Annotated in this window: 21 protein-coding genes; 10 read left to right on the forward strand and 11 right to left on the reverse strand. The window is 64.5% G+C overall.

Translation table 11 applies throughout. The annotated features are described in order from the left end of the window. Positions 1 to 66: 66 nt before the first annotated feature. From AB0I19_RS16760 to AB0I19_RS16780, 5 genes are all read right to left on the reverse strand, one after another. Entirely contained in the window at positions 67 to 480 is a 414-nt protein-coding gene (locus AB0I19_RS16760; RefSeq protein ID WP_357149560.1) for a hypothetical protein, read from the reverse strand. Between the two features lie 40 nt (positions 481 to 520). Further along, positions 521 to 931, reverse strand: coding sequence for an arsenate reductase ArsC (locus AB0I19_RS16765; protein ID WP_357149563.1), 411 nt, complete (start codon positions 929 to 931; stop codon positions 521 to 523). Further along, positions 928 to 2,025 carry an ACR3 family arsenite efflux transporter gene (gene arsB, locus AB0I19_RS16770; protein ID WP_357149566.1) on the reverse strand — a complete coding sequence of 366 codons (1,098 nt, stop codon included), beginning with the start codon at positions 2,023 to 2,025 and terminating at the stop codon, positions 928 to 930. Before arsB ends, AB0I19_RS16765 begins: the two co-directional genes overlap by 4 nt. Beyond that, positions 2,022 to 2,384 (reverse strand): metalloregulator ArsR/SmtB family transcription factor, encoded by a 363-nt coding sequence (locus AB0I19_RS16775; RefSeq protein WP_067642571.1) that lies wholly within the window; start codon positions 2,382 to 2,384, stop codon positions 2,022 to 2,024. Before AB0I19_RS16775 ends, arsB begins: the two co-directional genes overlap by 4 nt. 70 nt (positions 2,385 to 2,454) lie before the next feature. Then, complete coding sequence (locus AB0I19_RS16780; protein WP_357149570.1) at positions 2,455 to 3,084, reverse strand: helix-turn-helix domain-containing protein; 630 nt, start codon at positions 3,082 to 3,084, stop codon at positions 2,455 to 2,457. Between the two features lie 82 nt (positions 3,085 to 3,166). Between AB0I19_RS16780 and AB0I19_RS16785 the strand changes: the two genes are divergently transcribed. Further along, positions 3,167 to 4,048 (forward strand): alpha/beta fold hydrolase, encoded by an 882-nt coding sequence (locus AB0I19_RS16785; RefSeq protein WP_357149573.1) that lies wholly within the window; start codon positions 3,167 to 3,169, stop codon positions 4,046 to 4,048. A 58-nt stretch (positions 4,049 to 4,106) separates the two neighbouring features. Here the strand turns inward: AB0I19_RS16785 and AB0I19_RS16790 are convergent, their stop codons facing one another. Continuing rightward, positions 4,107 to 5,423 (reverse strand): FtsX-like permease family protein, encoded by a 1,317-nt coding sequence (locus tag AB0I19_RS16790; RefSeq protein ID WP_357150145.1) that lies wholly within the window; start codon positions 5,421 to 5,423, stop codon positions 4,107 to 4,109. Next, positions 5,420 to 6,193 carry an ABC transporter ATP-binding protein gene (locus AB0I19_RS16795; protein WP_357149576.1) on the reverse strand — a complete coding sequence of 258 codons (774 nt, stop codon included), beginning with the start codon at positions 6,191 to 6,193 and terminating at the stop codon, positions 5,420 to 5,422. Before AB0I19_RS16795 ends, AB0I19_RS16790 begins: the two co-directional genes overlap by 4 nt. A gap of 70 nt (positions 6,194 to 6,263) precedes the next feature. On the opposite strand from AB0I19_RS16795, the gene AB0I19_RS16800 reads away from it, so the two are divergent. Further along, positions 6,264 to 6,824, forward strand: a complete 561-nt coding sequence (locus AB0I19_RS16800; protein WP_357149579.1) for a TetR/AcrR family transcriptional regulator — start codon at positions 6,264 to 6,266, stop codon at positions 6,822 to 6,824. A 209-nt stretch (positions 6,825 to 7,033) separates the two neighbouring features. On the opposite strand, the gene AB0I19_RS16805 is transcribed toward AB0I19_RS16800, so the two are convergent. From AB0I19_RS16805 to AB0I19_RS16815, 3 genes are all read right to left on the reverse strand, one after another. Continuing rightward, positions 7,034 to 7,432, reverse strand: coding sequence for a hypothetical protein (locus AB0I19_RS16805; RefSeq protein ID WP_357149582.1), 399 nt, complete (start codon positions 7,430 to 7,432; stop codon positions 7,034 to 7,036). A gap of 254 nt (positions 7,433 to 7,686) precedes the next feature. Further along, a complete protein-coding gene (locus AB0I19_RS16810; protein ID WP_357149584.1) occupies positions 7,687 to 8,193 on the reverse strand; it encodes an ankyrin repeat domain-containing protein in 507 nt (168 codons plus the stop codon). A 122-nt stretch (positions 8,194 to 8,315) separates the two neighbouring features. Further along, positions 8,316 to 9,422: an NADAR family protein gene (locus AB0I19_RS16815; RefSeq protein WP_357149587.1), complete on the reverse strand. Its 1,107-nt coding sequence runs from the start codon at positions 9,420 to 9,422 to the stop codon at positions 8,316 to 8,318. A 146-nt stretch (positions 9,423 to 9,568) separates the two neighbouring features. On the opposite strand from AB0I19_RS16815, the gene AB0I19_RS16820 reads away from it, so the two are divergent. From AB0I19_RS16820 to AB0I19_RS16835, 4 genes are all read left to right on the forward strand, one after another. Continuing rightward, positions 9,569 to 10,561, forward strand: a complete 993-nt coding sequence (locus tag AB0I19_RS16820) for a hypothetical protein (protein WP_357149590.1) — start codon at positions 9,569 to 9,571, stop codon at positions 10,559 to 10,561. Next, positions 10,554 to 12,014: a hypothetical protein gene (locus AB0I19_RS16825; RefSeq protein ID WP_357149593.1), complete on the forward strand. Its 1,461-nt coding sequence runs from the start codon at positions 10,554 to 10,556 to the stop codon at positions 12,012 to 12,014. Before AB0I19_RS16820 ends, AB0I19_RS16825 begins: the two co-directional genes overlap by 8 nt. Positions 12,015 to 12,420: 406 nt before the next feature. Continuing rightward, the gene (locus tag AB0I19_RS16830; RefSeq protein ID WP_357149596.1) at positions 12,421 to 13,044 is read left to right on the forward strand and encodes a hypothetical protein; all 624 of its coding nucleotides are present in this window, start codon (positions 12,421 to 12,423) and stop codon (positions 13,042 to 13,044) included. 171 nt (positions 13,045 to 13,215) lie between these two features. Further along, positions 13,216 to 13,791 (forward strand): dihydrofolate reductase family protein, encoded by a 576-nt coding sequence (locus AB0I19_RS16835; RefSeq protein WP_357149599.1) that lies wholly within the window; start codon positions 13,216 to 13,218, stop codon positions 13,789 to 13,791. On the opposite strand, the gene AB0I19_RS16840 is transcribed toward AB0I19_RS16835, so the two are convergent. Next, positions 13,773 to 14,477 (reverse strand): helix-turn-helix domain-containing protein, encoded by a 705-nt coding sequence (locus tag AB0I19_RS16840; protein ID WP_357149602.1) that lies wholly within the window; start codon positions 14,475 to 14,477, stop codon positions 13,773 to 13,775. The genes AB0I19_RS16835 and AB0I19_RS16840 overlap by 19 nt on opposite strands. Positions 14,478 to 14,562: 85 nt before the next feature. Between AB0I19_RS16840 and AB0I19_RS16845 the strand changes: the two genes are divergently transcribed. The 4 genes from AB0I19_RS16845 (at position 14,563) to AB0I19_RS16860 (ending at position 19,509) form a co-directional block, all read left to right on the forward strand. Further along, positions 14,563 to 15,072 (forward strand): DUF1990 domain-containing protein, encoded by a 510-nt coding sequence (locus tag AB0I19_RS16845; RefSeq protein ID WP_357149605.1) that lies wholly within the window; start codon positions 14,563 to 14,565, stop codon positions 15,070 to 15,072. 386 nt (positions 15,073 to 15,458) lie between these two features. After that, entirely contained in the window at positions 15,459 to 16,043 is a 585-nt protein-coding gene (locus AB0I19_RS16850; RefSeq protein ID WP_357149608.1) for a hypothetical protein, read from the forward strand. A 227-nt stretch (positions 16,044 to 16,270) separates the two neighbouring features. Continuing rightward, the gene (locus AB0I19_RS16855) at positions 16,271 to 17,290 is read left to right on the forward strand and encodes a hypothetical protein (protein WP_357149611.1); all 1,020 of its coding nucleotides are present in this window, start codon (positions 16,271 to 16,273) and stop codon (positions 17,288 to 17,290) included. Positions 17,291 to 17,616: 326 nt separating this feature from the next. Continuing rightward, positions 17,617 to 19,509, forward strand: a complete 1,893-nt coding sequence (locus tag AB0I19_RS16860; protein ID WP_357149614.1) for a hypothetical protein — start codon at positions 17,617 to 17,619, stop codon at positions 19,507 to 19,509. The last annotated feature ends 71 nt before the right edge of the window (positions 19,510 to 19,580 follow it).

Here is a 19,580-nt window from a genome sequence, read left to right on the forward strand (position 1 = left end):
ACAGATACGTCACCGGAGGCAGAGCGCCCTGCCACGCCTCCGCCGACTGATGGACGGAAATCGGATTCAGACGACGTCTGCACGTTCAGCCAGGAATTGATCGAGCAGTTCGAACAAGACCTCGACGATGCGGAGTTCCTGCTCAGGACTGAGATCTGTTTCGTCGTCGCCCGCGGGCAGCGCAATCTGCGTAACCAAACCCGACCAGCAGAGGCTACTCTCGCGACGAAGGTGGTTGGCGAGAAGCCACTCGCGAAAGCCGTCCAGACCTCGACCTCCGGTCCGGCGAGCAGCGTAGTCGTAGCCGTTCAGGAAGCACGTCACGCCACGAACCGTGGTGAAACCGATGTACATGCCTGGGCGCGCGGCGAACTGGATTATGTACTCGCGCTCCGTCAATCCGTCCGGGGCTGTCGGCTTCCACTCGATGGCGCGTGCCCGCCGTGCGAAGTGTGCATCGAGACCTGCAGGTTTCTCCACTCGGATACTTCACCATGTCGACGGTGACCACACTTCCGGTTCAGCGGCGGGTCGGCAGCAATTCGGCGATCAAATCCTCGATGCGCTTCTTGATCTCGTCGCGGATCGGGCGCACCGATTCCACGCCCTTGCCTGCCGGATCCTCCAACTGCCAATCCCGGTAGTCGACGCCGGGAAAGTAGGGGCAGGCGTCGCCGCAACCCATCGTGATGACGACCGTGGACGTCTCGACCGCTTCGGGGGTGAGGATTTTGGGGGACTGGGCGGTGATGTCGATGCCGAGTTCGGCCATGGCTTCGACGGCGGCGGGATTCAGGGTGTCGCCGGGGGCACTGCCCGCGGAACGGACCTCGATCGCATCGCCCGCGAGGTGGGTGAGGAAGCCCTGGGCCATCTGGGACCGTCCGGCGTTGTGGACGCAGACGAAGAGTACCGACGGTTTGCCGCTCATTTGATGTCCTCGGAAGTGAAAGCCGGCGTAGCACCGGCGAATCGGTTGCGCAGCGCCAGCGAGACGTACACCAGCGCTACAAGAACGGGGACCTCGATCAACGGCCCGACAACACCGGCAAGAGCTTCGCCGGAGGTGGCGCCGTAGGTGGCGATCGCCACGGCGATGGCGAGTTCGAAGTTGTTGCCCGCGGCGGTGAACGCGAGGGTGGTGGTGCGCGCGTAGCCCAGGCCCATGACGGCACCGAGTGCGTAACCGCCACCCCACATCACCGCGAAGTACACCAGCAGCGGCAGCGCGATACGTGCCACGTCCCACGGGTGGGAGGTGATCTGACTGCCCTGGAGCGCGAACAGGATCACGATCGTGAACAGCAGCCCGTACAAGGCCCACGGCCCGATCTTGGGCAGGAATGTCGACTCGTACCAGTCGCGGCCCTTGGTCCGTTCACCGATGCGCCTGCTCAGGTACCCGGCCAGCAGGGGGATGCCGAGGAAGATCAGGACCGATTTCGCGATCTGCCAGGGGGAGGTGTCGATGGTGGTCTGTTCCAGGCCGAGCCAGCCGGGCAGCACCGACAGATAGAACCAGCCGAGCACGGCGAACATGAACACCTGGAACATCGAGTTCAGGGCGACCAGCACGGCGGCGGCCTCGCGATCACCGCAGGCCAGGTCGTTCCAGATGATGACCATGGCGATGCAGCGAGCCAGGCCGACGATGATCAGGCCGGTGCGGTACTCGGGTAAGTCGGGCAGGAAGATCCAGGCCAGGGCGAACATGAGGGCGGGGCCGAGCACCCAGTTCAGCACCAGGGAGCCGATGAGGAGTTTGCGGTCGCCGGTGACGGTGTCGAGCCGGTCGTAGCGCACCTTGGCCAGCACCGGGTACATCATGATCAGCAGACCGATGGCGATCGGCAGCGAAACACCGTCGATCTCGACCGCGCCGAGGGTGTCGCCGAGTCCGGGCACCATGCGCCCCAACAGGATTCCGGCCAGCATCGCCGCACCGATCCACAGCGGAAGGAACCGGTCGAGGGTCGACAGCTTGCCGACGACGGGCGGCTGCTCGGCCGTGGTCGCCGTGCTCACGCGGGCACATCCTCGGTGCTCAGCGCGCTGGAAATACGGGCGAACGCTTCGGGCACCACGCGGTAGTACACCCACGAAGCGCGCCGCTCACTGGTGAGCAGCCCCGCCTCGCGCAGCACCTTGAGGTGATGGGAGATGGTCGGCTGGCTCACCTCGACACCGTCGGAGATGTCGCACACGCACGCCTCACCACCGGCGCGACTCGCGACCAGCGACAGCAGCCGAAGCCGCACCGGATCCGACAACGCCTTGAACACCGCGGCGAGCTCGGCCGCCTCGGTGTGGGTCAAGGGATCGCGAACGACCGGTTCCGCGCAGCACGCGGCATCGGCCATCAGATTCAGCTCCGACTTCGACATGCATCGATATTGACGTATATCGAATCAATGTGCAAACGGTGGCGGTAGCTGTCGACTCGGGATGCGCCCGTCAGCCGCCGAAAACGGCGTCGACGACGGACTCGTCGCCGTCGATCTCGATCAACCGGAGGGCACGTGCCTCGTCCAGCGTCAGTGCGCCGGCGGCGAGGCCGAGAAGACATCCGGGATCGGCGCGGACGCCTGCGTCGAGTTCGCGGCCGTCGTGCCGGCCGACCTCGAAGCCCGATCGGGTACCGCGCAGCTGGAAGAACTCCGCCTCGATCTCCAGGCCGATCGTCACCGCACGGCGAAGCTCGACCCGTGCGTTGAGCAAGGCGGGGAGCGCGAGCGCGAGCCACCCGGGACGGAACGAGTCGCCCTCGGCAGGGCCGCGGCTCATCAGTGGCGTCGACCAGCGGATCAGGCCTTCGATCGGTTCACGCAGCTCGGCACCCCACGGTGTGAGGGCGTACTCCACGACGCTGCCCTCGCCGGTCAACCGCCGCTCGATCACACCCGACGCCTCGAGGTCGCGGAGCCGGTCCGCCAGCAGATTCGTTGCGATACCGGGAAGGCCTTCCAAAAGGTCGCGGTACCGGGCCGGGGCGAGGAGGAGTTCCCGGACTATGAGCAGATTCCAGCGGTCGCCGACAACTTCGACGGCCCGGGCGAGCCCGCAGTACTGACCGTAGCTGCGCATCATCACCTACTATCGCTTGATATTATAAAGTGCGCGTGAGATCCTCAAGCATACTCTGATGCCGAGTTCTGAGGAGACCACCGTGGCCGACACAACCAAGAGCGTGCGGCCCGGCTGGGTCGACGACGAACTGTTCCCCTTCGAGAGCCGATTCGTCGAGATCGACGGGCACACCGTGCATTACGTCGACGAGGGATCCGGCCCCACACTGCTGTTCCTGCACGGCAATCCGACCTGGTCGTTCCTCTGGCGCGACGTGATCCGTGAGCTGCGCGCCGACTATCGATGCGTCGCCCTGGACTACCCCGGTTTCGGGTTGTCGACGGCGAAGCCCGGCTACGGCTACCTGCCGGAAGAACACGCCGACGTGGTCACCGCCTTCGTCGACCAGCTCGGCCTCGGCGGCGCCACCCTGGTCGGGCAGGACTGGGGTGGCACGATCGGCCTGGCTGCCGTGCAGCGTCGGCCTGCCGTCTTCGATCGGTTGGTGCTCGCCAATACCTGGGCCTGGCCGGTCAACGGAGTTCTCCACTTCGAGGCTTTCGGCCGCCTCGCCGGCGGGCCCCTGAGCCGCTTCCTGGTCCGCCGGTTCAATCTGCTGGTCAACACCTTCATTCCCACCGGCCACCGGAGGCGCAAGCCGACAGCGGCCGAAATGTCGCACTACAGCAAGGCATTGGATACGCCGGAGCGCCGTCAGGCCTGCGCCGTGCTGCCCGGCCGTGTCCTGGCCGGCCGGGCATTCTTCGCCGAAGTCGAGGCCGGACTCGCCGCCATCGCCCACCTGCCGACGCTGATCGTGTGGGGTGACGCCGACATCGCCTTCCGCGCTCAGGAGCGTGAGCGTCTCGAAGCGACATTCGTCGATCACAAGACCGTGATCGTTGAGGGCGCGGGAACTTACGTGGAGTCGGACGCACCCGAGGAGTTCGTCGCCGCTTTCCGCGAATGGGCTACGAAGTAGCGGAAACGTCGAGCCGACCGGTTGATTCCTATCCGGTCGGCTCGACGGGTCGTCTCTGTTACGCCGCAGCTGCTCGAACCGCTCGACGGCCTGCCGCCGCGGTCACCCCGACCGTTGTGCCCGCACCGAGCACGACGGCGAGCGCATAGGGCAATGGTGCGAACGCGGCGAGCGGATCACCGGTCTTCACGATCGCGAACGGGACGGTGGTGACGAACGCGCCGAACGCACCGGTGACAGCGCTGATGATGACGGCTGCGGCGGCCTCGCCGATGAGCATCCGTTGTGACTGGCTCGCCGTCGCGCCGATGAGGTGCATGGTGGCGAACTCCGGATGGCGACGGGCGATGGAGGCAATCAGGTTGTTGGACAAGGCGATTGCCATGAACGCGGCGATGAGGACTACCACCAGGTAGTTGATGGTGGCCATCAGTTCCCCGTCGCTGCCTCCGGCGCCGTAACTGCTCTCGATGCTCTGCATGGACAGGGTGCCCGCGGCGACCCCGATGAACAGGGTCAGGAAGGTGACCGCGGGACGTATCCGTTCCGGTGCGGTGGCGAGATTCAGTGCGATGAGGTGCCCGGCCGGACCTGAGCGCAGGGCCGGGACCTTGGCGATCACGCGATGCGCCGCACGGATCAGCTCCGGTGCGAGCAGACCCGACCCGACTGCCGCGAGGACACACGCCGGCCCGGTGAGCGCGGTGGTCAGGATGTCGTCCGCATCGACCGCGAGCACGGCCGTCGACGATCCCAGACCGGCCGCGAGCGCCGCACCTGCCGCGATCCGGCGGATGCGCGTTGCACCACCGCGCATCCGTGCCGGCGTGGGATCTTCGATGGGGCTGCGGGCGGCGATGGTGCGGCTGCCGAGCCACGCGGCGGCGACGGCCGCACCCAGCATCAGCACGGTCGCGATCGAGGGGAGTACCACGCCGGGTGAGTAACCGGTGGTGTCGTCGACCAGTTCCGCGCTGCGGATTCCCGCGAGCAGGCCCGCGCCGAGCAGTTGTCCGCCGAGCAGGCCCGGCACGGCGGCGATACTCGCCACGATGGCGGTCTCACCGGCGACCATCCGGCGTATCTGCGACGGCGTGGCGCCGATGAGACGGATGCCCGCGATCTCGTTCGTCCTGCCGTGCAGTGCCACCGCGATCGTGGAGATCATGGCGAACAGGACGATCGCCAGCACCCAGCCGCCGAGGATGAGCGGGAACTGCACGAGAAAATCGCGGTCGCCTTCGGCGGCGGAAAGTCCGGTGCCCAACAGCCCGGCCATGGCGGTGACCAGCGTGGTTCCGGCGGCCGCGACGAGCCCGGTGGCGAAGGCGGAGGTTCGGTGGTGCGCGAACGAGCGCGCGGCCAGGCGCATCATCGCGACCACGCGTTCGAGCCGCGTTCGGCGGATTCGACCAGCACGGCCATCCGGTTCGCGACATCGGCCGCCGTCGGTCGCGCGAGGCGGTCGACGAGGGCGCCGTCGGCGAGGAACAGGACCTCGTCGGAGTACGACGCGGCAACCGGGTCGTGGGTGACCATGATGATGGTCTGCCCCTGGTCGGCCAGGCGGCGCAGCAGGGTGAGAACGTCACGGGCGCTACGGATGTCGAGTGCGCCGGTCGGCTCGTCGGCGAACACCACCTCCGGCTCGGTGATCAGCGCACGGGCGATCGCGACGCGCTGTCGTTGGCCCCCGGAGAGCTGGTCGGGCCGGTGATCGGCGCGCTCGCCGAGACCGACGTGGGCGAGGAGCGCGCGGGTGCGGTCGCGGTCGGGGCGTCGTCCGTCCAGGCGCAGCGGCAGTTCCACGTTGTCGATGGTCGACAGTGCGGGCAGCAGGTTGAACGACTGGAAGACGAAACCGATCCGGCGGCGACGCAGTTTCGCCAGCTCGGTCTGGTCGAGGGCGTCCAGCGCCTGGCCGCTGAAGGTGATGCGCCCCGAGGTGGGTGGCTGTAGTCCGGCCGCGCAGTGCAGGAGCGTGGTTTTGCCCGAGCCCGAGGGGCCCATGACCGCCGTGAACGAACCGGGCGCGAGGTCGAGGTCGACACCGCGCAGTGCGTGGACCGACCCGCTCTCACCGGGGTATTCGCGGCGCAGTCCGCGCAGTGACAGCACTGGCGGGGCCGAAGTAGTGGCGTGCATGGGATTCCTCCATGTGAACGACTGTTCTAAACGATCGTTGTAAACGAACGTTTATATATACTATCGGGACATGAGCAATCGAGACAAGCTCCGGCAGGCGGCACGTGACTGTCTGCTCTCGCTGGGCTACGCGAACACGACCGTGCGCGAGCTGGTCAAGGCGTCGGGAGCCAATCAGGCGTCGATCAACTACCACTTCGGCTCCAAGGAGCGCCTGCTCACCGAGACCCTGCACGACCTCAACCGGGAATGGGGTGACGTTCTCTTCGCGGCTCTCGACGGCGTGGATCCATCCGGTCCGGCGGGCAACGCGGCCAGATGGGAACGGATCATCGCGTCGATCGACGAGCACCGGGCGCTGTGGTACGTGAACTTCGAGTCGGTGTCGGCTTCCCGTCACGATGAGGAGATCAGGGCGATGATCGCCACCGGGCAGCGCGCGGCCCGCCGCATCCTCGCCCGCGCCTTCGGTGGGCTCGACCTCGACACCGCTGATGCCGATGCCATCGATGCGGTCGGCTCTCACTACTTCGCGCTGCTCGTGGGTGTGGCCAGTCAGTGGCTCGCGGACCCTGATCACGCTCCCACCGCGGAGCGCATCGTTGCGGTCGACGCATTGCGGAACTCATAGTTCCGTAATCGGGGGTGTGCTACACCTACCTGGCCCGCCGAAACCGGATGTGGTGCAACCGTTTCCGATGAGTGCGCCTTTCCTGGGCGCGGAAATCGACCGTGATGGACCTTCGGCATTGTCGTCGGGTTCATAGGCAGCACAGCGGCGCCCCGGATCGTGAGATCAGGGGCGCCGCAATTGCATTCAGTATCCGGTTGGGCCGATGCTCAGACCTCGAGCGCGCCCGCGATCTTGGCGGCCATCGCGGTCACCGCCGGGAGCGGAGCACCCTTGGCGGCGTGAGTGGCCGGCTCGATCGCGATCAGCACGGTATCGCGGAAGTTGGCTGCCTCGGCGGGGTAATCGGCCAGCGCAACCATGGCGGCGGTGAGGCTGGGCAACACGGTATCGGCGAGTTCGGCGACAGTCTTGCCCGGCAGGCGGATATCACGGGACTTCGCCGACAGGACATGACCGACCAGTCCGGTCGCGGAGGTGAGCGCGATGGTGCCGTGCGAAACAGCCTTGTGCGGAGCGCCCGCGGCAGCGATCAACGCGACGGCCCCGTACGCGGCGGTGCGCAGGGTGGCCTTGTCCTGGTCGGTCAGGGTGATGGTGGCGTTCATGATGTGCTCCTCGTAATCCGTTGTGGTCCAGCTCCTTCGGAGTAGGACCGCTTTGTTCGATGAACACACTCTGTCGGCCCTCGCTGACACGGACCTGACGCTCAGCTGACGCCAGTGCTGACATGGAGCACGCAGTCCGTAGGTTGATTGCGGTGATCGCTGAACGGATCATCTTCTGCGCCTCATGATCGCTATTTCGATCAGAGATGGCGGCGTACGCAGTCGAGATGGACTAGCTGTAGGCCGGGCGAGCATTATGGTGCTGCGCTGGAGCAAGGTGGTGGGTCGTCGACCCCGCGTTGTTTCTCCACGTCGTCATCGTCGACGAACAGTGAACGGATCTCGGGCTTGTTGGAGATCATTCCGATCAACCACAGCGGGGACTGACCACGGTGGTTCGCGATGCCGGCATCGGCTCCACGGTCTCTGAGTAGGCGTACGACTTCCGTCGTACTCCAGGGACTGCGGAACGCATAGAACAAGGGGGTATCGCCCTTGTCGTCCTGTGCATTCGGGTCCGCGCCCGCATCCAACAGCATTGTCACGGTATCGATTCCGCCGTACTGGGCGGCAAAATGCAGAGGAGTCAGCCCGGCGTGGTCACGATCGTTCGGGTCGCCACCCTGGACGAGCATCTGCTTGATCGCCGGGGCGCATCCCCCATTGGCATCAGCCGCAGCGTAATGCAACTCGGTGCGGCCCGTGCGATCCCGATGGGCGCCTTGCTGCTTGGGTTTCCGCCGCACAGCCAGACCTTTCATCTTCTCTACCCGGGGTCAGAATGCATCTGGCCCGACCGCCGCCCGTTGTGAGGTGATGACATCCGTGTAGCGGTGGCACACGGCGTCGCGATACCCACGAAAGGCCCTGTTGGACGAGCTACTCAGCTGCGGTCATAGGCCAATTCAGCGCGCACCAGTTCCAGGAGTCGACCAATCCAGTTGGCTCCATCCGAACGCTCTGTCCCCCAGTACGTGGCGTCGAATTCTTGATAGTAGATGGGGCTGTCACCGGTGGCGATGAGCTGCTCAGCCAGTTCGGGGTATCGAGCGAACTTCGCGCGAAGAAGCGCGGCCATGACGGCGGCCCGCCTCACCGACCATCCGGAGTGTCGCGTGCCTGACCCGGCGACCTTTTTGGCATCGAAGGGGCGCTCGGCCTGCCGAATCTGTTCAGCGATGTCCGGTTCTTGCGTGGACAGAGCCCAATATGCGTGCACGACTGTGGGATAGAGTTGGTCGGCGTAATTGATCGGCGCGGGAAACTCGTTGCGCAGCACCGAAAGCCCCGCGTCTTCCGGCCAGCCTTGCGGGTACACGACATGGCTCAACGTGATCGGACCGGATCGGCCACCTTCCGGCTCGTCCGTCACTCGCTGTTTCGCCCACCTGGCCTCGGACTGTTCGCGTTCCATGAAATAGGCGAACGCTGCCTCCCGCATCTTCGCGGTGACGATCTCGCCGCCGCCGATCATCGGCTCATCGACGGGGGTGCAGATCACCCGTAGGGGCCGATCCTTATAGTCCATGTCGCCGAGTACGTAACGCCGGTCCGACTCCGGGATCTTCAGGTACGCCTCGGCCAGCGCATGGCGGTCGGCCTCCTCGCGGCTGCTCACGTAATCCGCGATCAGCCGGCGGCAGCGACCGGTCGAATCAGGTCGATCGTTGAGCCGGTCGATCGCGTCGGCGACCTGAACAACGAAGTCGTCCGGGTTGATCCACATCTGCGGTTCGAGAAACTGCCAACCGGCGAGGTCGTGGGCCGAAGCACGGGCACCCGGCTCGATGGTGGTCGCGATCCACCCGCTCGCGAGTTTGTCGCGCAGCCCGTCGAGATCGACCATGCCCCAGCAGTCGATCGCGCCGTCGGCGTAAATCTTCAGGTCGGTGAGGTAATAGCTGCCACCGTTGCGGATGAAGATCGGCCGCCAAGTGCCCTCGATCCGCTGCCCGTCGACAACCCGATATGTCCGATTACCCCGACCCATGCGGTTCAGCGTAGTCCGTCCGCACGGGGGCCCTCAGCCCACCGATCGACGCACCCTCGCGTTGGGGCATGGGTTTCTGTGCAACTTGTCACACCGTGTCTATATTCTCCCAAAGTGGGTAAGGCGCACTGATTTCGGAGGACGCGATGGTCGAGCAGCTCAACGTGGGCAACGCTAAGGAGGGCATCGGCAGGACCGTCGACGGCCTCGGCAAGGTCGCGCGGACCGCGTCGACACAGTTCGTCGGACAGGTCGGCAGCGTCAAGGAAGCTGCCAGGGGCCGCGTCGAAAAGCTGACCGTCAAGAGGGCGGACCCCTACGAAATGGCTGTGGCCGAATACAACGACGTCTTCACCTCCATGGCCGACAGAGGTCTGTCGCTGATGCGTCAGCGTGAACGTTCGACGGATCTGATCGAGCTGGTCGAGCAGTTGGTGAACAGCATCGCCAACACCCCGAAGTCGTTCGACACCGATTTCGACGAGATCGAAGTGCACCGGAAGAGCTTCCTCGACGCGGAGGACTTCGCGCAGAAGGAGTTGGAAGCGGCGCGGCTGTCGGCGGCAGGCGCTGGTGCGGGGTTCGCTGCGGGAACAGCAGTAGCGGGACTCGCGCCGTCCGCGGCGATGTGGGTTGCCACCACCTTCGGGACAGCGTCGACCGGCACCGCGATCTCGACGCTGTCCGGTGCGGCGGCCAGTCAGGCGGCGCTGGCGTGGCTCGGTGGCGGCGCGCTGGCCGCCGGTGGGGGAGGCACGGCCGCGGGCACCACACTGCTCGCACTCGCCGGTCCCATCGGCTGGACCATCGCGGGCGCGACCCTGCTCGCGTCGATCGCTCTGTTCGCGAAGAAGAAGTTCGAGAACAGAGAGGCGAAGCAGGAGGCGCTGACCGCGATCAAGCGAAACACTGTCCTCGTCAAAGGTATGGATGCTCAGATCGACGACCTCCTCCAACGGACGATCTTGCTTCGCGAAGGGTTGGTGAAAGGCTACGGAGAATCGCTGGCACACTTCCGCGCCGATTTCCGCGCGCTCTCGTCCGCCGAACGGATGGAACTCGCAGCCTTGGTGAACAACACGAAGACGTGCGCTGCCATGCTGAGCCGACGCGTCGAACAGGACGCCGACAGTGAGTGAAACGACCGAGCTCGTGACGAGTGTCCAAGAGCAGGCGGTCGCCTCCTGGGTGAGCTATCTCAATCAGCTCCGCATCGACAACTTTCTCGGCGCGCTGAGCCGACAGGATGTACATCTTCGGGACGCACTTACCAGCATCGATGAGGCCATCAGGAAGATCGACCTCGAGGTGGTCGCCGCCAACCGGGGTGGCCGGCACGGCATGCACGGCTTCATCGCCGAGGTCGCGGAGGTCGGCATCGGCAACGCCCGGCAGCAGATCCTGGGCCAGGAGCCCATTTATCGCTGGGTGAACGACAACGGCCCCGTCGACCTGATGCGCGGCACCGTGGAGATTCAGCAGAAATTCGTCGCGGCAGGCGGTCGCTTCGCACTGGGTGCGATCGCCGAACACCTTCAGAAGTATCCGGACTACGTGCGCAACGGCGGGAAATATCAGATCCCTCGCGATTTCTTCGAGGTGGTGCAGCGGCTGCATTCGTTGCCGCCCGAGGAGGCGAGCCGAGAGCTGTCACGCAGTGGAGAGGGACCGTCGTTCAAAGACTGGCAGCGGGTTCAGTCGTTCTTCCAGGACAGATCGGTCGGCCTCGAGTCGCTCGAACCCTCGACGCTCGAATACAGCGAGGTACAGCGCGATGCCTACTCCTCGACGATGGCGGCAGAGAAAGAATCGCTTCTCGCCACAGACCAGTCCGCGCGCGACGTTGCCTACCAGCGGAGCCTGCCTGATCTGCGAGAAGGCGCGACGGCGGGCCTGACTGCCGCCACGCTCGCGGGCGGGACCGCTTTCGTGCTGGCCGTGGTCGCCAGACGCCGGAAAGGTAAGCGGCTCAATGAGTTCAGCGGGCAGGACTGGGCCGATATCGCGGGCGATGCCGGCGTGGGTTTCGGCAAGGGCGGTGTCCGAGGCCTGAGTGTCTACGCGCTCACAAACTTCACCGCTACCTCCGCCGCTGTCGCGAGTTCGATCGTCACCGCTTCCTTCGGTATCGCAGAGCAAGCGAACAAGCTGCGTCGCAACGAGATCGACGAACTGGAGTTCATCGAGAACGCCGAGCTGGTGGCGTTGGAGGCCGCCGTGCGCGCGCTGTCGTCGTTCGTCGGCCAGGCGACCATCCCGATTCCGGTTCTCGGTGCTGTCATCGGCACCGCCATCGGCACTGTGATGTACAAGGCTGTGGCGTCGTCGCTGTCGAAGCGTGAGGCGGCGCTGATCGAGCGCTATATCGAGGAGCAGCGCGTCCTCGATGAGCAGCTCGCCGCCGAATACCAGGAGATGCTGGCGAAGCTGGACCAGGGCATGTCGGACTATCTCGGGTTGCTCGCACGAGCCTTCTCGCCCGACATCCAGGTTGCGCTGACCGGATCGATCCAGCTGGCGGTAGAACTCGGCGTGGCAGCGGATGAGATCTTGGATTCCGATGAGAAGGCTCTCGCCTACTTCCTCGACTGATGTGGAGGGCGGCGGAGCGATCGATTCGTGGTACTCACCGGAGAGATACCCCCACACAGAACAGTCCCCGGTAGTCTCCATCGAAACGAAAGTTGTCAGTCGTCGCTAACAGCTCCGGAATTCGACTGGCTTGCCGGGGGCTTAGCCGGATCCTGAAAAACAACTCACCGCTGTCGACGGACGTCTCTGTCGGTAGCGTAGCCATTCTCCGGTGCTCCGGTATGTCTCCAGTCTGCTCTGATTTCTCCTGCTGTCAATACTTGTCGCCTGACTATTTCGCCGAAATTTCGAGGTCGGGCGGGGTGTTGGGGTGCGGCATTGTGCGGACGGCCGTCGCGGAGGACAGTGGGTATGTCCGGTGGTGTCCACCGGGGGCGCCACTCTTCGGAGAAGCAGGAGGTTGCCTGTGTACGCACGTTCGAGCACTATCGCGGCTCAGCCGTCGTCGATCGACAGCGGGATCGCGTACCTGCGTAACAAGGTGATGCCGCAGTTGCCCGAGTTCGACGGATGGGTCGGCCTGTCGCTGATGGTGAACAGGGCGACGGGACGTTGTATCGCCACGACCGCGTGGGATTCGGAGGATGCGCTGCGGTCGAGCCAGTCGCGTGCCCAGCCGTTGCGTGACGGTCTGGCCCAGGCGATGAGTGGGCGGCTCGAGAAGATCGACGAATGGGATGTTGCCGTCATGCACCGCGAACATCTGGCAGGCCCGCGCGCATGCACCCGATGCACCTGGTTGCAGATGGATCCGGCCGGGATGGACCTGCTGATCGACACCTTCAAGACCAGACTGCTGCCCGCGTTCGAGGAGCTCGAAGGGTTCCGCAGCGCCAGCTTGTTCGTCGACCGGGAAACCGGGCGTGCGGTCGGCTCCACCGTGTGGTCGAGTGTCGAGGAGTTGGACAGCAGCCGCGAACACACGGACCGGATGCGGGCCGCGGCCTCGAGCAGCCTGAGTGCCGAGGTCCTCGATGTAGCGGAGTTCCGGCTCGGCTTCGCGCACCTGCGCGTACCCGAATTGGTTTGATCGGCTGGGTGAGCCGGCCGGGAGGGTGCTTCCGGCCGGATTCGCCTTGCCCGGCGGGCACCGCGGTTGATGTGGCTCGCGCGGTGATCGTGTCGGTTTCGTCCAAGACGGGTGTTGGTGCCTCGACCTAGGGTGAGTGCAGTCCGACGCACGATCTTCAGGAGGAATCGCATGGCACGCGAGCTGGTTTACACGGGATTCATGTCGCTCGACGGGGTGGTCGATTCGCCCGGTGGCACCGTCGAGGGGCATCGCAGTGGTGGGTGGGTGATGCAGACCGAGTTCGTGCCGGAGGCGTATTCGCTCAAGGGGGAGGAGCTCGCGGAGACCTCGGCGCTGATGTTCGGGCGTCGCAGCTATGAGGCGTTCGCGCCGATCTGGCGGGATTCCGAAGACCACGCCGCGTACAAGGATCTGCCCAAGTATGTGGTGTCCTCGACACTGTCCGAGGACGACCTGATCGACGGCTGGGGTGAGATCACGATCCTGCGAACCCTCGCGGACGTGGAGAAGCTGAAGCAGTCCGACGGTGGGGCCGTCTTCGTCCACGGCAGTGCCGAACTGGCACGGAGTCTCGGCGACGCCGACCTGATCGACCGCTACAACCTGTTGGTCTTCCCGGTCCTGCTCGGCGCGGGCAAGAACCTCTTCAGTCATTCGGACCGACCGAAACAGCAACTGCGGCTGCGTGATTCGGACACCTACAGCAACGGTGTGGCCAAGCTCGTCTATGACGTGGTGCGCTGACCGAGCGCGATCGCCCCGCCCGCACCTTCGCGTAATTGCCGCGCTGTGCGCCCGACATAGCGTCGCAGCGCGCGGGCGAGGTGGGGTTCGTCGTAGTAGTCGAGCTTGGCCACGACATCGGCCGCGGTCTCACCCGCACTCAGCAGCAGAGCCGCGGTGCGGACGCGTTCGATCTGGCGGACCGCACCCTGCGTGAGGCCGGTCGAGGTGCGGAACCGGCGTTCGAGTGTCCGCTCACCGACCGCGGGCCGTGCACCACGCAGTGCCTCGACGACCAGCGGGTCGCGACCGACCACCCCTGCCGCGACCAGCCGTTCGACGAGCGCTTCGGTGTCGTCCGGGTGTGGTGTCTCCCAGCGCGTTCCGTCGAGCCAGAAGCCGCGGTCGGTCACGTCCGGCAGCATGATTCCGCCGTCTACCAGCGACGATGTCGCGACGGTACGCAACGAGGTGCCGACAGCGAACTGGACACCGACGAAACTGGCGCCCTCGGGTACCGGCGCCGTCCCCGCCCGGCTCTCCGGTCCCGTTACCGCGGCTCCGCGCGCACCGTCCTGGTCCCAGAAGACCAAGCCCCACGTCTCGGTCGCGACGGAGGTCATCTCCGCCACGTGCTCGCTGCGACAGGTCCACACCGTGGAAACCCACGGCGAATCGGACCCGCGCCCCTCGAACACCAAACCCACACGTCGATGCTAAACGGCCGTGCGACGATCCGGTCCCTAGAGTTGTCCGCCGCGGCCATTGTGGGGGAAAAGTACCGTCATAGGCATGCACGATCTGACCTACGCACCCGCAGGTGCGACCTGCCCCGCCGAGCGCATCTGGGCCGAAGGTCCCGACGGGTTCCGGCGGTTCGAGACCTCCGTGGTGATCGGGGACGGTGAGCAGGTGTGGGAAGGGGCGAGGCAGGCGGTGTTGTGCTGGGGTGTGAAGCGGCGCAGCGGGTTTCGGGTCGTGCCGGATGCGCCCGTCTCGGTCGACGCGGAGTATCGGGTGAGCGTGGGGTGGGGGCCGCTGTCGGTCCATGAACCCGTGCGGGTGGTGGCGGTGGTCGATACCGAGGACAGGTGTGGGTTCGCTTATGGCACTCTGCCGGGGCATCCGGTGTGCGGTGAGGAGGCGTTCGTGGTGCACCGACGACCTGACGGGACCGTGGAATTCACGCTGAGATCACTCACCCGACCCGCGCCGACCGGATTCTGGCGGACGATCTTTCCGATCCTGCTCGTCGCCCAACGCCACTATCGCCGCCGCTATTTGCGTGCACTGCTGCGCTGACCTATCTCGTTCTTTTCCCAGCCGGCGGACAGCGCTTTTACTCGGCGCGAAACTCGGTTCGAACCTTCTTGGCCACCGAGAATCGGCGATGACTTTCGGGCGTCCATCTCAAGGGACCCGTTCATCCCGCCGAGGTCACCACGCAGCCGACCGTGAGTCGGGCGCTCACGCTGAATTCCGAACGCAGCGTGCGTGTCTCAAATCTGTGCGCGAAAGGTGATTCGCATATCGATCGCGAATCCGAACTACGGAATGGATTGGTCTAACGACGTAAGTGTGAAATAGATCACAAAGATTGATTTAATATCTTTCTGCTATTACTAATAGCCCGGTCGACATTCGCTTGGTCCAGCTTTGGGGGGCAAAAGGTCGAGAGGGAGTAGTCAATGTTCATGCGCTCAACCCGCAGCATTCTCCTCGGTGCACTGCCCGTAGTTGTGGCGGTCGCCTTCGCCGGTAGCGGCGTCGCGTCGGCGGACGCCGCCGCCGACCAGCAGGCTCAGCCGGCCACCGTGCTGGCTGTCCACGGGGACAACTTCGCGACGGCCGTTGCCGCGTTTTCGTTCGGATCCGCCGCCCCGGCGGGCGCAGTGATTTCGCAGGATGCCGAGCCTTCAATTGCGCAGGCCGCCGAGCTTTCGGACGAAGGCTCGGTTTCGGAGGTGGCAGCTCCCGCGATTTCCGAGGCAACCGCCCCCGTTGTTTCGGACGTGGTCGAGACCCAGGTGCATGAGGTCGCGACCAATCCGAAGGCCGAGAACTCCGACCCGGTGGTCAACGGTGCCCTCGCTGGTGCCGGTCTCGGTGCGCTGGCCACTCTGGTCAACTGCATCCCGTCCGCGATCATATTGGGCGTGGGTTACCCGATCTGCCTCCTCCTCGGTGTACTTCCCCACGCGGCCGTCGGTGCCATCATCGGCGGCGTTGTGGGCCATGTGAATCCGGAGGTCGTTCCGCAGGTCCTGCCCTGAGAAGGCGGGTCGGCAGGTAACTGTCCCTGCTCCGGACTCCCGGTGCCGCTGCGGTGAAAAGTGCAGTGGCACCGGGGGTTTTGCTAGGGGGAGACTGATGTGTCGACCTTGCGAGCGTCACCGCGCCGGGAGGCACTCTTTCCGGCTGGGCCGCGGAGTGGGGCAGAGCCGAGACGGTGAGGCTCCGAGGGTGCGAGCTGTTCCCCAAAGCGCTTAGGGTCCATTGCATGACAAGGGTGGGGCGATCGCGTTCGGGTGCGGTGAAGTTGTTGCTCGGTGTGGCGGCGATCGCGTTCTTGGTCGGCGGTGCGGCGACCTTGGTCGGGCTCGGGGGGATGACCTCGGATCCCGATGCGGTTCCGACCTGCGACGGGAAGATCATGTCCGTCGGTGATCGGTGCGAGATCACTCGCCGTGGTTCCACGGTCGACTCCTACACCTATCAGGAGAAGATCGAGCGGCAACAAGCGAACAAAGACAGTGCCGGTACCACGCTGACCATCGGGCTGACGGTGATCGGGGCGAGTCTGCTCACGGGGGTGCTCGTCGAAATCAGGTTCCGGCGCTCTGGTCCTCGCCGAACATCTTTCGCGCCGGCCGGATCGGCGACGCCGTCGCCCGAGGTCCCCTCGCAACGCACCGAGGCTGCCGCACCCACGCGAGCAGGGACGGTGCACGTAACGCGGGCGGTGGTGATCACCGGTGTCGCCGCGGGGCTGTGTGTAGCCACCGCGGTAGTCGTGGGCGTGGTCGTGGTCCTCGCCGACCGGCCTGATTCGTCCGAGCCGACACCGTCGCAGGCGGCGGCCGCGTCCTCCTCGGCGGCTTACTCTCGGCATATCGAGGCATTGATGGCTGGGATGCCCGCAACCCTGCGTGCGGGGATCGAACACTGCGAACCGAGCCCGGTCAGACAACGTCACGTTCTCCGCGCAGGCACCTGCCATTTGACGAAGAACAGCCCACTGGTTGCGGGATTGGCCGCCCACGATGGGTTGGCGGGCATCTTCCAGGTCGCGAACGTGAACGCCACTTCCTACTACAAGACGATGCGCTACCAGGGCATCGCGTTCCGCGATGACGCAACCGGTTTCGCGGTCTTCAACCAGGACCAGACCCCCTCCGACCCGCCCGGTCTCGGAAACCTCATGGAGTACCTCGACCGCCGCACCGGCCTGTGGCTGAACGTGAGCCACTTGGTCACCGTGCAGGACGCCGAGACGTTTCTCGCACGCGCCGGGTTCTAGACACCCGCGAAGCCCAGCCGTCCGCTCAGCCGCGATCTGACCCGAAGGCCAGGAATGTGTGCGCGAGAGGGGACTCGCATACGGATCTCGGATCAGAACCCCGGAAATCTGTGATCGAGTGCGATCGAATACATATCGCCAGATACCTTGCCAAGCAGCCTAGCACCGCGCGCTTGTGCTGACTCTCCCAGCCTTGCAAGTCGTATATTGTGGAGGGGTTCTTGCGGTCCGCGTTGCTAAAAACTATCGAGATGGACCGCCAAGCAGCGCCGACGGTCGATTCATGTTGCCTTGAGTCTGCGAGTATCGAGTTGAGTGAGGTGCGAGTGACAAGTCCACAGGATGAGCGATGGACTGGTGAGCTTGTTGCTGTACTCAGCAAACGGATCGTCGTTTACACCGATTCAATGCCGTTGCCGGTCGCGGCCGAGGAGCTACTGGCATGGCTGCGTGACCTCCGTGTATTTCAGCGGATTCAGCATCGCGACTGGAAGTCAGTGATCGCGGAGTACGGCGAGAGCTTCAGGACGTCAGGCCCCCGATTGTGTGCTCTGCTACAGTCCGAGCACCGCGCGCTCAAGTCTTGCCTGGATCAGCTTTTCACGATGACAGGCAACCAGCCGATCCTCGATGAACACGTTCGCTCTGCAGCTACGACAGCGGCGGAAAAGCTCCTCTCGACATTGTCTTCCGACAGGGCAGTAATTGCGGCTTGGAAGGACATGGCGAAGGAGGCTCAGTGCACGGTTAGACATACTGACTGCCTTGAGTCTCGCAGGCAATGTTGGTCAGCGATCATCGAGATGCGTCGTCAAGGATCAGACGATGTTGCACGTCTCTGCGCCCAGATATTAACGGGCGACGAATCCGCGATTCGCTATCAGCTCGGTCGGCTCAGAGAAACACAGAAGCACGACTTGGCGATTGATGGTTCAGGCCCGCTTCGCCCATTTCAGAAGGCGGCATTGTGCGAATCCGTACTCACCGAGCCGCCGAAGAAGGGTGACTGTGTGGTTTGGCTACGTGTGGATGGCGCCCAAATGAGGAGAATGGAAGTCAGTCACGGCGGAGTCACCTTCTACGCTGCACAGCTTTTGGGTCCCGTCGTCGGAAGCGTCGATACCAGTCCGGCGCTCAAACTCAGGCCGTCCGAACTGGCTGCGCCTACGAAAAGCCCCATCACGGGTGACGTCATCACGTGGGACGACGATCCCGGAATCGTCTACGTGCGCGTCGCCCTCAATTCAGTCGAATTCCATCTTGCGGTTACGCAGGCCAGGGCGATTGCCGCCACCTTGATTCAGCTCGCCGACCCGCTTCCTGGCACATGGAAGCTCCTCGTTGGCGAAATCGTATACGTCGACGGTAAACTGTGGTATCAAAAGCGGTGGCGCCCTGAGGGCTTGCCTCTTCATCGGGAACGTCACCTTGTTGACGACATCGGGCAACGCCTCGAAGAGATCGGATCCACGACCACTTTCGCCGACATCGCTGGTGTCGAGAAAGTTGAAGTGGCGTTGGCTTTACGTTCAGCATTAGCCACTTCGCTAGAGGTCGGGCCTGTTGAGGTCGTAATGGCCGCAGTTAGAGCGCTTGAGCATGCCACCGCTTGGGCAGGCGGCGACGACTGGACCACGTTCCTGCGGTCTAAATTTCGTTACGCCGTCTCGCATGTGCAGCTCGTCGAATTCGTCACCGCGGTCATGGGTGCAATCGATGCGAATGCGCCGTCCAACGACCCGTTCGCGCCTCTTCCGGAAACCCTGCTCCGACTGACGTGTGAACTCTATGAATGGAATGGTGATGAAGACGAGTTGGTTCCCCTCGCGGCGATCGGCCACGCGGCCGCGATACGCGATATCTACGCCGAGCACTGGTTGTACCGATCCCTAGCGGAAGTGGCCGCTGTCTTCGAATCCGGCACCAAATTAAAGCAGGGTCTGGAAGCGAGCGATCGACGTTTCGACCACTACCTGGACCGTCTCCGGCGTGTGCGAAACTCCGCCATACACGGTGGCCCGATTACGACCGGCACATGCGACACAATTGCCCACTTTGCATTTCACCTAGGCCGCTACTGTCTGGAGCAAATATTGCGCGCACACCTCGCCGGCGAAAATGTTCAGAATTACCTCGATGATTTCACTAACGACCACGCCCGTCGTCGCGAAGTAGCGATCACCCACCAGTCCTACGAGCAGTTGTTCACAGCGCAGTGATCACCACATCCCGTGCGGGCATCGCCGCAATCGGCTGATTTTGCTCGATCACCAGCCCAATTAACCCTCGG

The sequence above is a fragment of the Nocardia sp. NPDC050413 genome (assembly GCF_040655475.1).
Classification (GTDB): Bacteria; Actinomycetota; Actinomycetes; order Mycobacteriales; family Mycobacteriaceae; genus Nocardia; species Nocardia coubleae.

What these genes read in the sequence shown, in the direction of transcription:
- AB0I19_RS16845 (WP_357149605.1), top strand. Translation starts at nt 14,563, where the DNA reads ATGCACGATCTGACCTACGCACCCGCAGGTGCGACCTGCCCCGCCGAG.
- AB0I19_RS16820 (WP_357149590.1), top strand. Translation starts at nt 9,569, where the DNA reads ATGGTCGAGCAGCTCAACGTGGGCAACGCTAAGGAGGGCATCGGCAGG.
- AB0I19_RS16795 (WP_357149576.1), bottom strand. Translation starts at nt 6,193, where the DNA reads ATGCACGCCACTACTTCGGCCCCGCCAGTGCTGTCACTGCGCGGACTG.
- AB0I19_RS16850 (WP_357149608.1), top strand. Translation starts at nt 15,459, where the DNA reads ATGTTCATGCGCTCAACCCGCAGCATTCTCCTCGGTGCACTGCCCGTA.
- AB0I19_RS16805 (WP_357149582.1), bottom strand. Translation starts at nt 7,432, where the DNA reads ATGAACGCCACCATCACCCTGACCGACCAGGACAAGGCCACCCTGCGC.
- AB0I19_RS16800 (WP_357149579.1), top strand. Translation starts at nt 6,264, where the DNA reads ATGAGCAATCGAGACAAGCTCCGGCAGGCGGCACGTGACTGTCTGCTC.
- AB0I19_RS16790 (WP_357150145.1), bottom strand. Translation starts at nt 5,423, where the DNA reads ATGATGCGCCTGGCCGCGCGCTCGTTCGCGCACCACCGAACCTCCGCC.
- AB0I19_RS16835 (WP_357149599.1), top strand. Translation starts at nt 13,216, where the DNA reads ATGGCACGCGAGCTGGTTTACACGGGATTCATGTCGCTCGACGGGGTG.
- AB0I19_RS16780 (WP_357149570.1), bottom strand. Translation starts at nt 3,084, where the DNA reads ATGCGCAGCTACGGTCAGTACTGCGGGCTCGCCCGGGCCGTCGAAGTT.
- AB0I19_RS16855 (WP_357149611.1), top strand. Translation starts at nt 16,271, where the DNA reads ATGACAAGGGTGGGGCGATCGCGTTCGGGTGCGGTGAAGTTGTTGCTC.
- AB0I19_RS16765 (WP_357149563.1), bottom strand. Translation starts at nt 931, where the DNA reads ATGAGCGGCAAACCGTCGGTACTCTTCGTCTGCGTCCACAACGCCGGA.
- AB0I19_RS16775 (WP_067642571.1), bottom strand. Translation starts at nt 2,384, where the DNA reads ATGTCGAAGTCGGAGCTGAATCTGATGGCCGATGCCGCGTGCTGCGCG.
- AB0I19_RS16810 (WP_357149584.1), bottom strand. Translation starts at nt 8,193, where the DNA reads ATGAAAGGTCTGGCTGTGCGGCGGAAACCCAAGCAGCAAGGCGCCCAT.
- AB0I19_RS16815 (WP_357149587.1), bottom strand. Translation starts at nt 9,422, where the DNA reads ATGGGTCGGGGTAATCGGACATATCGGGTTGTCGACGGGCAGCGGATC.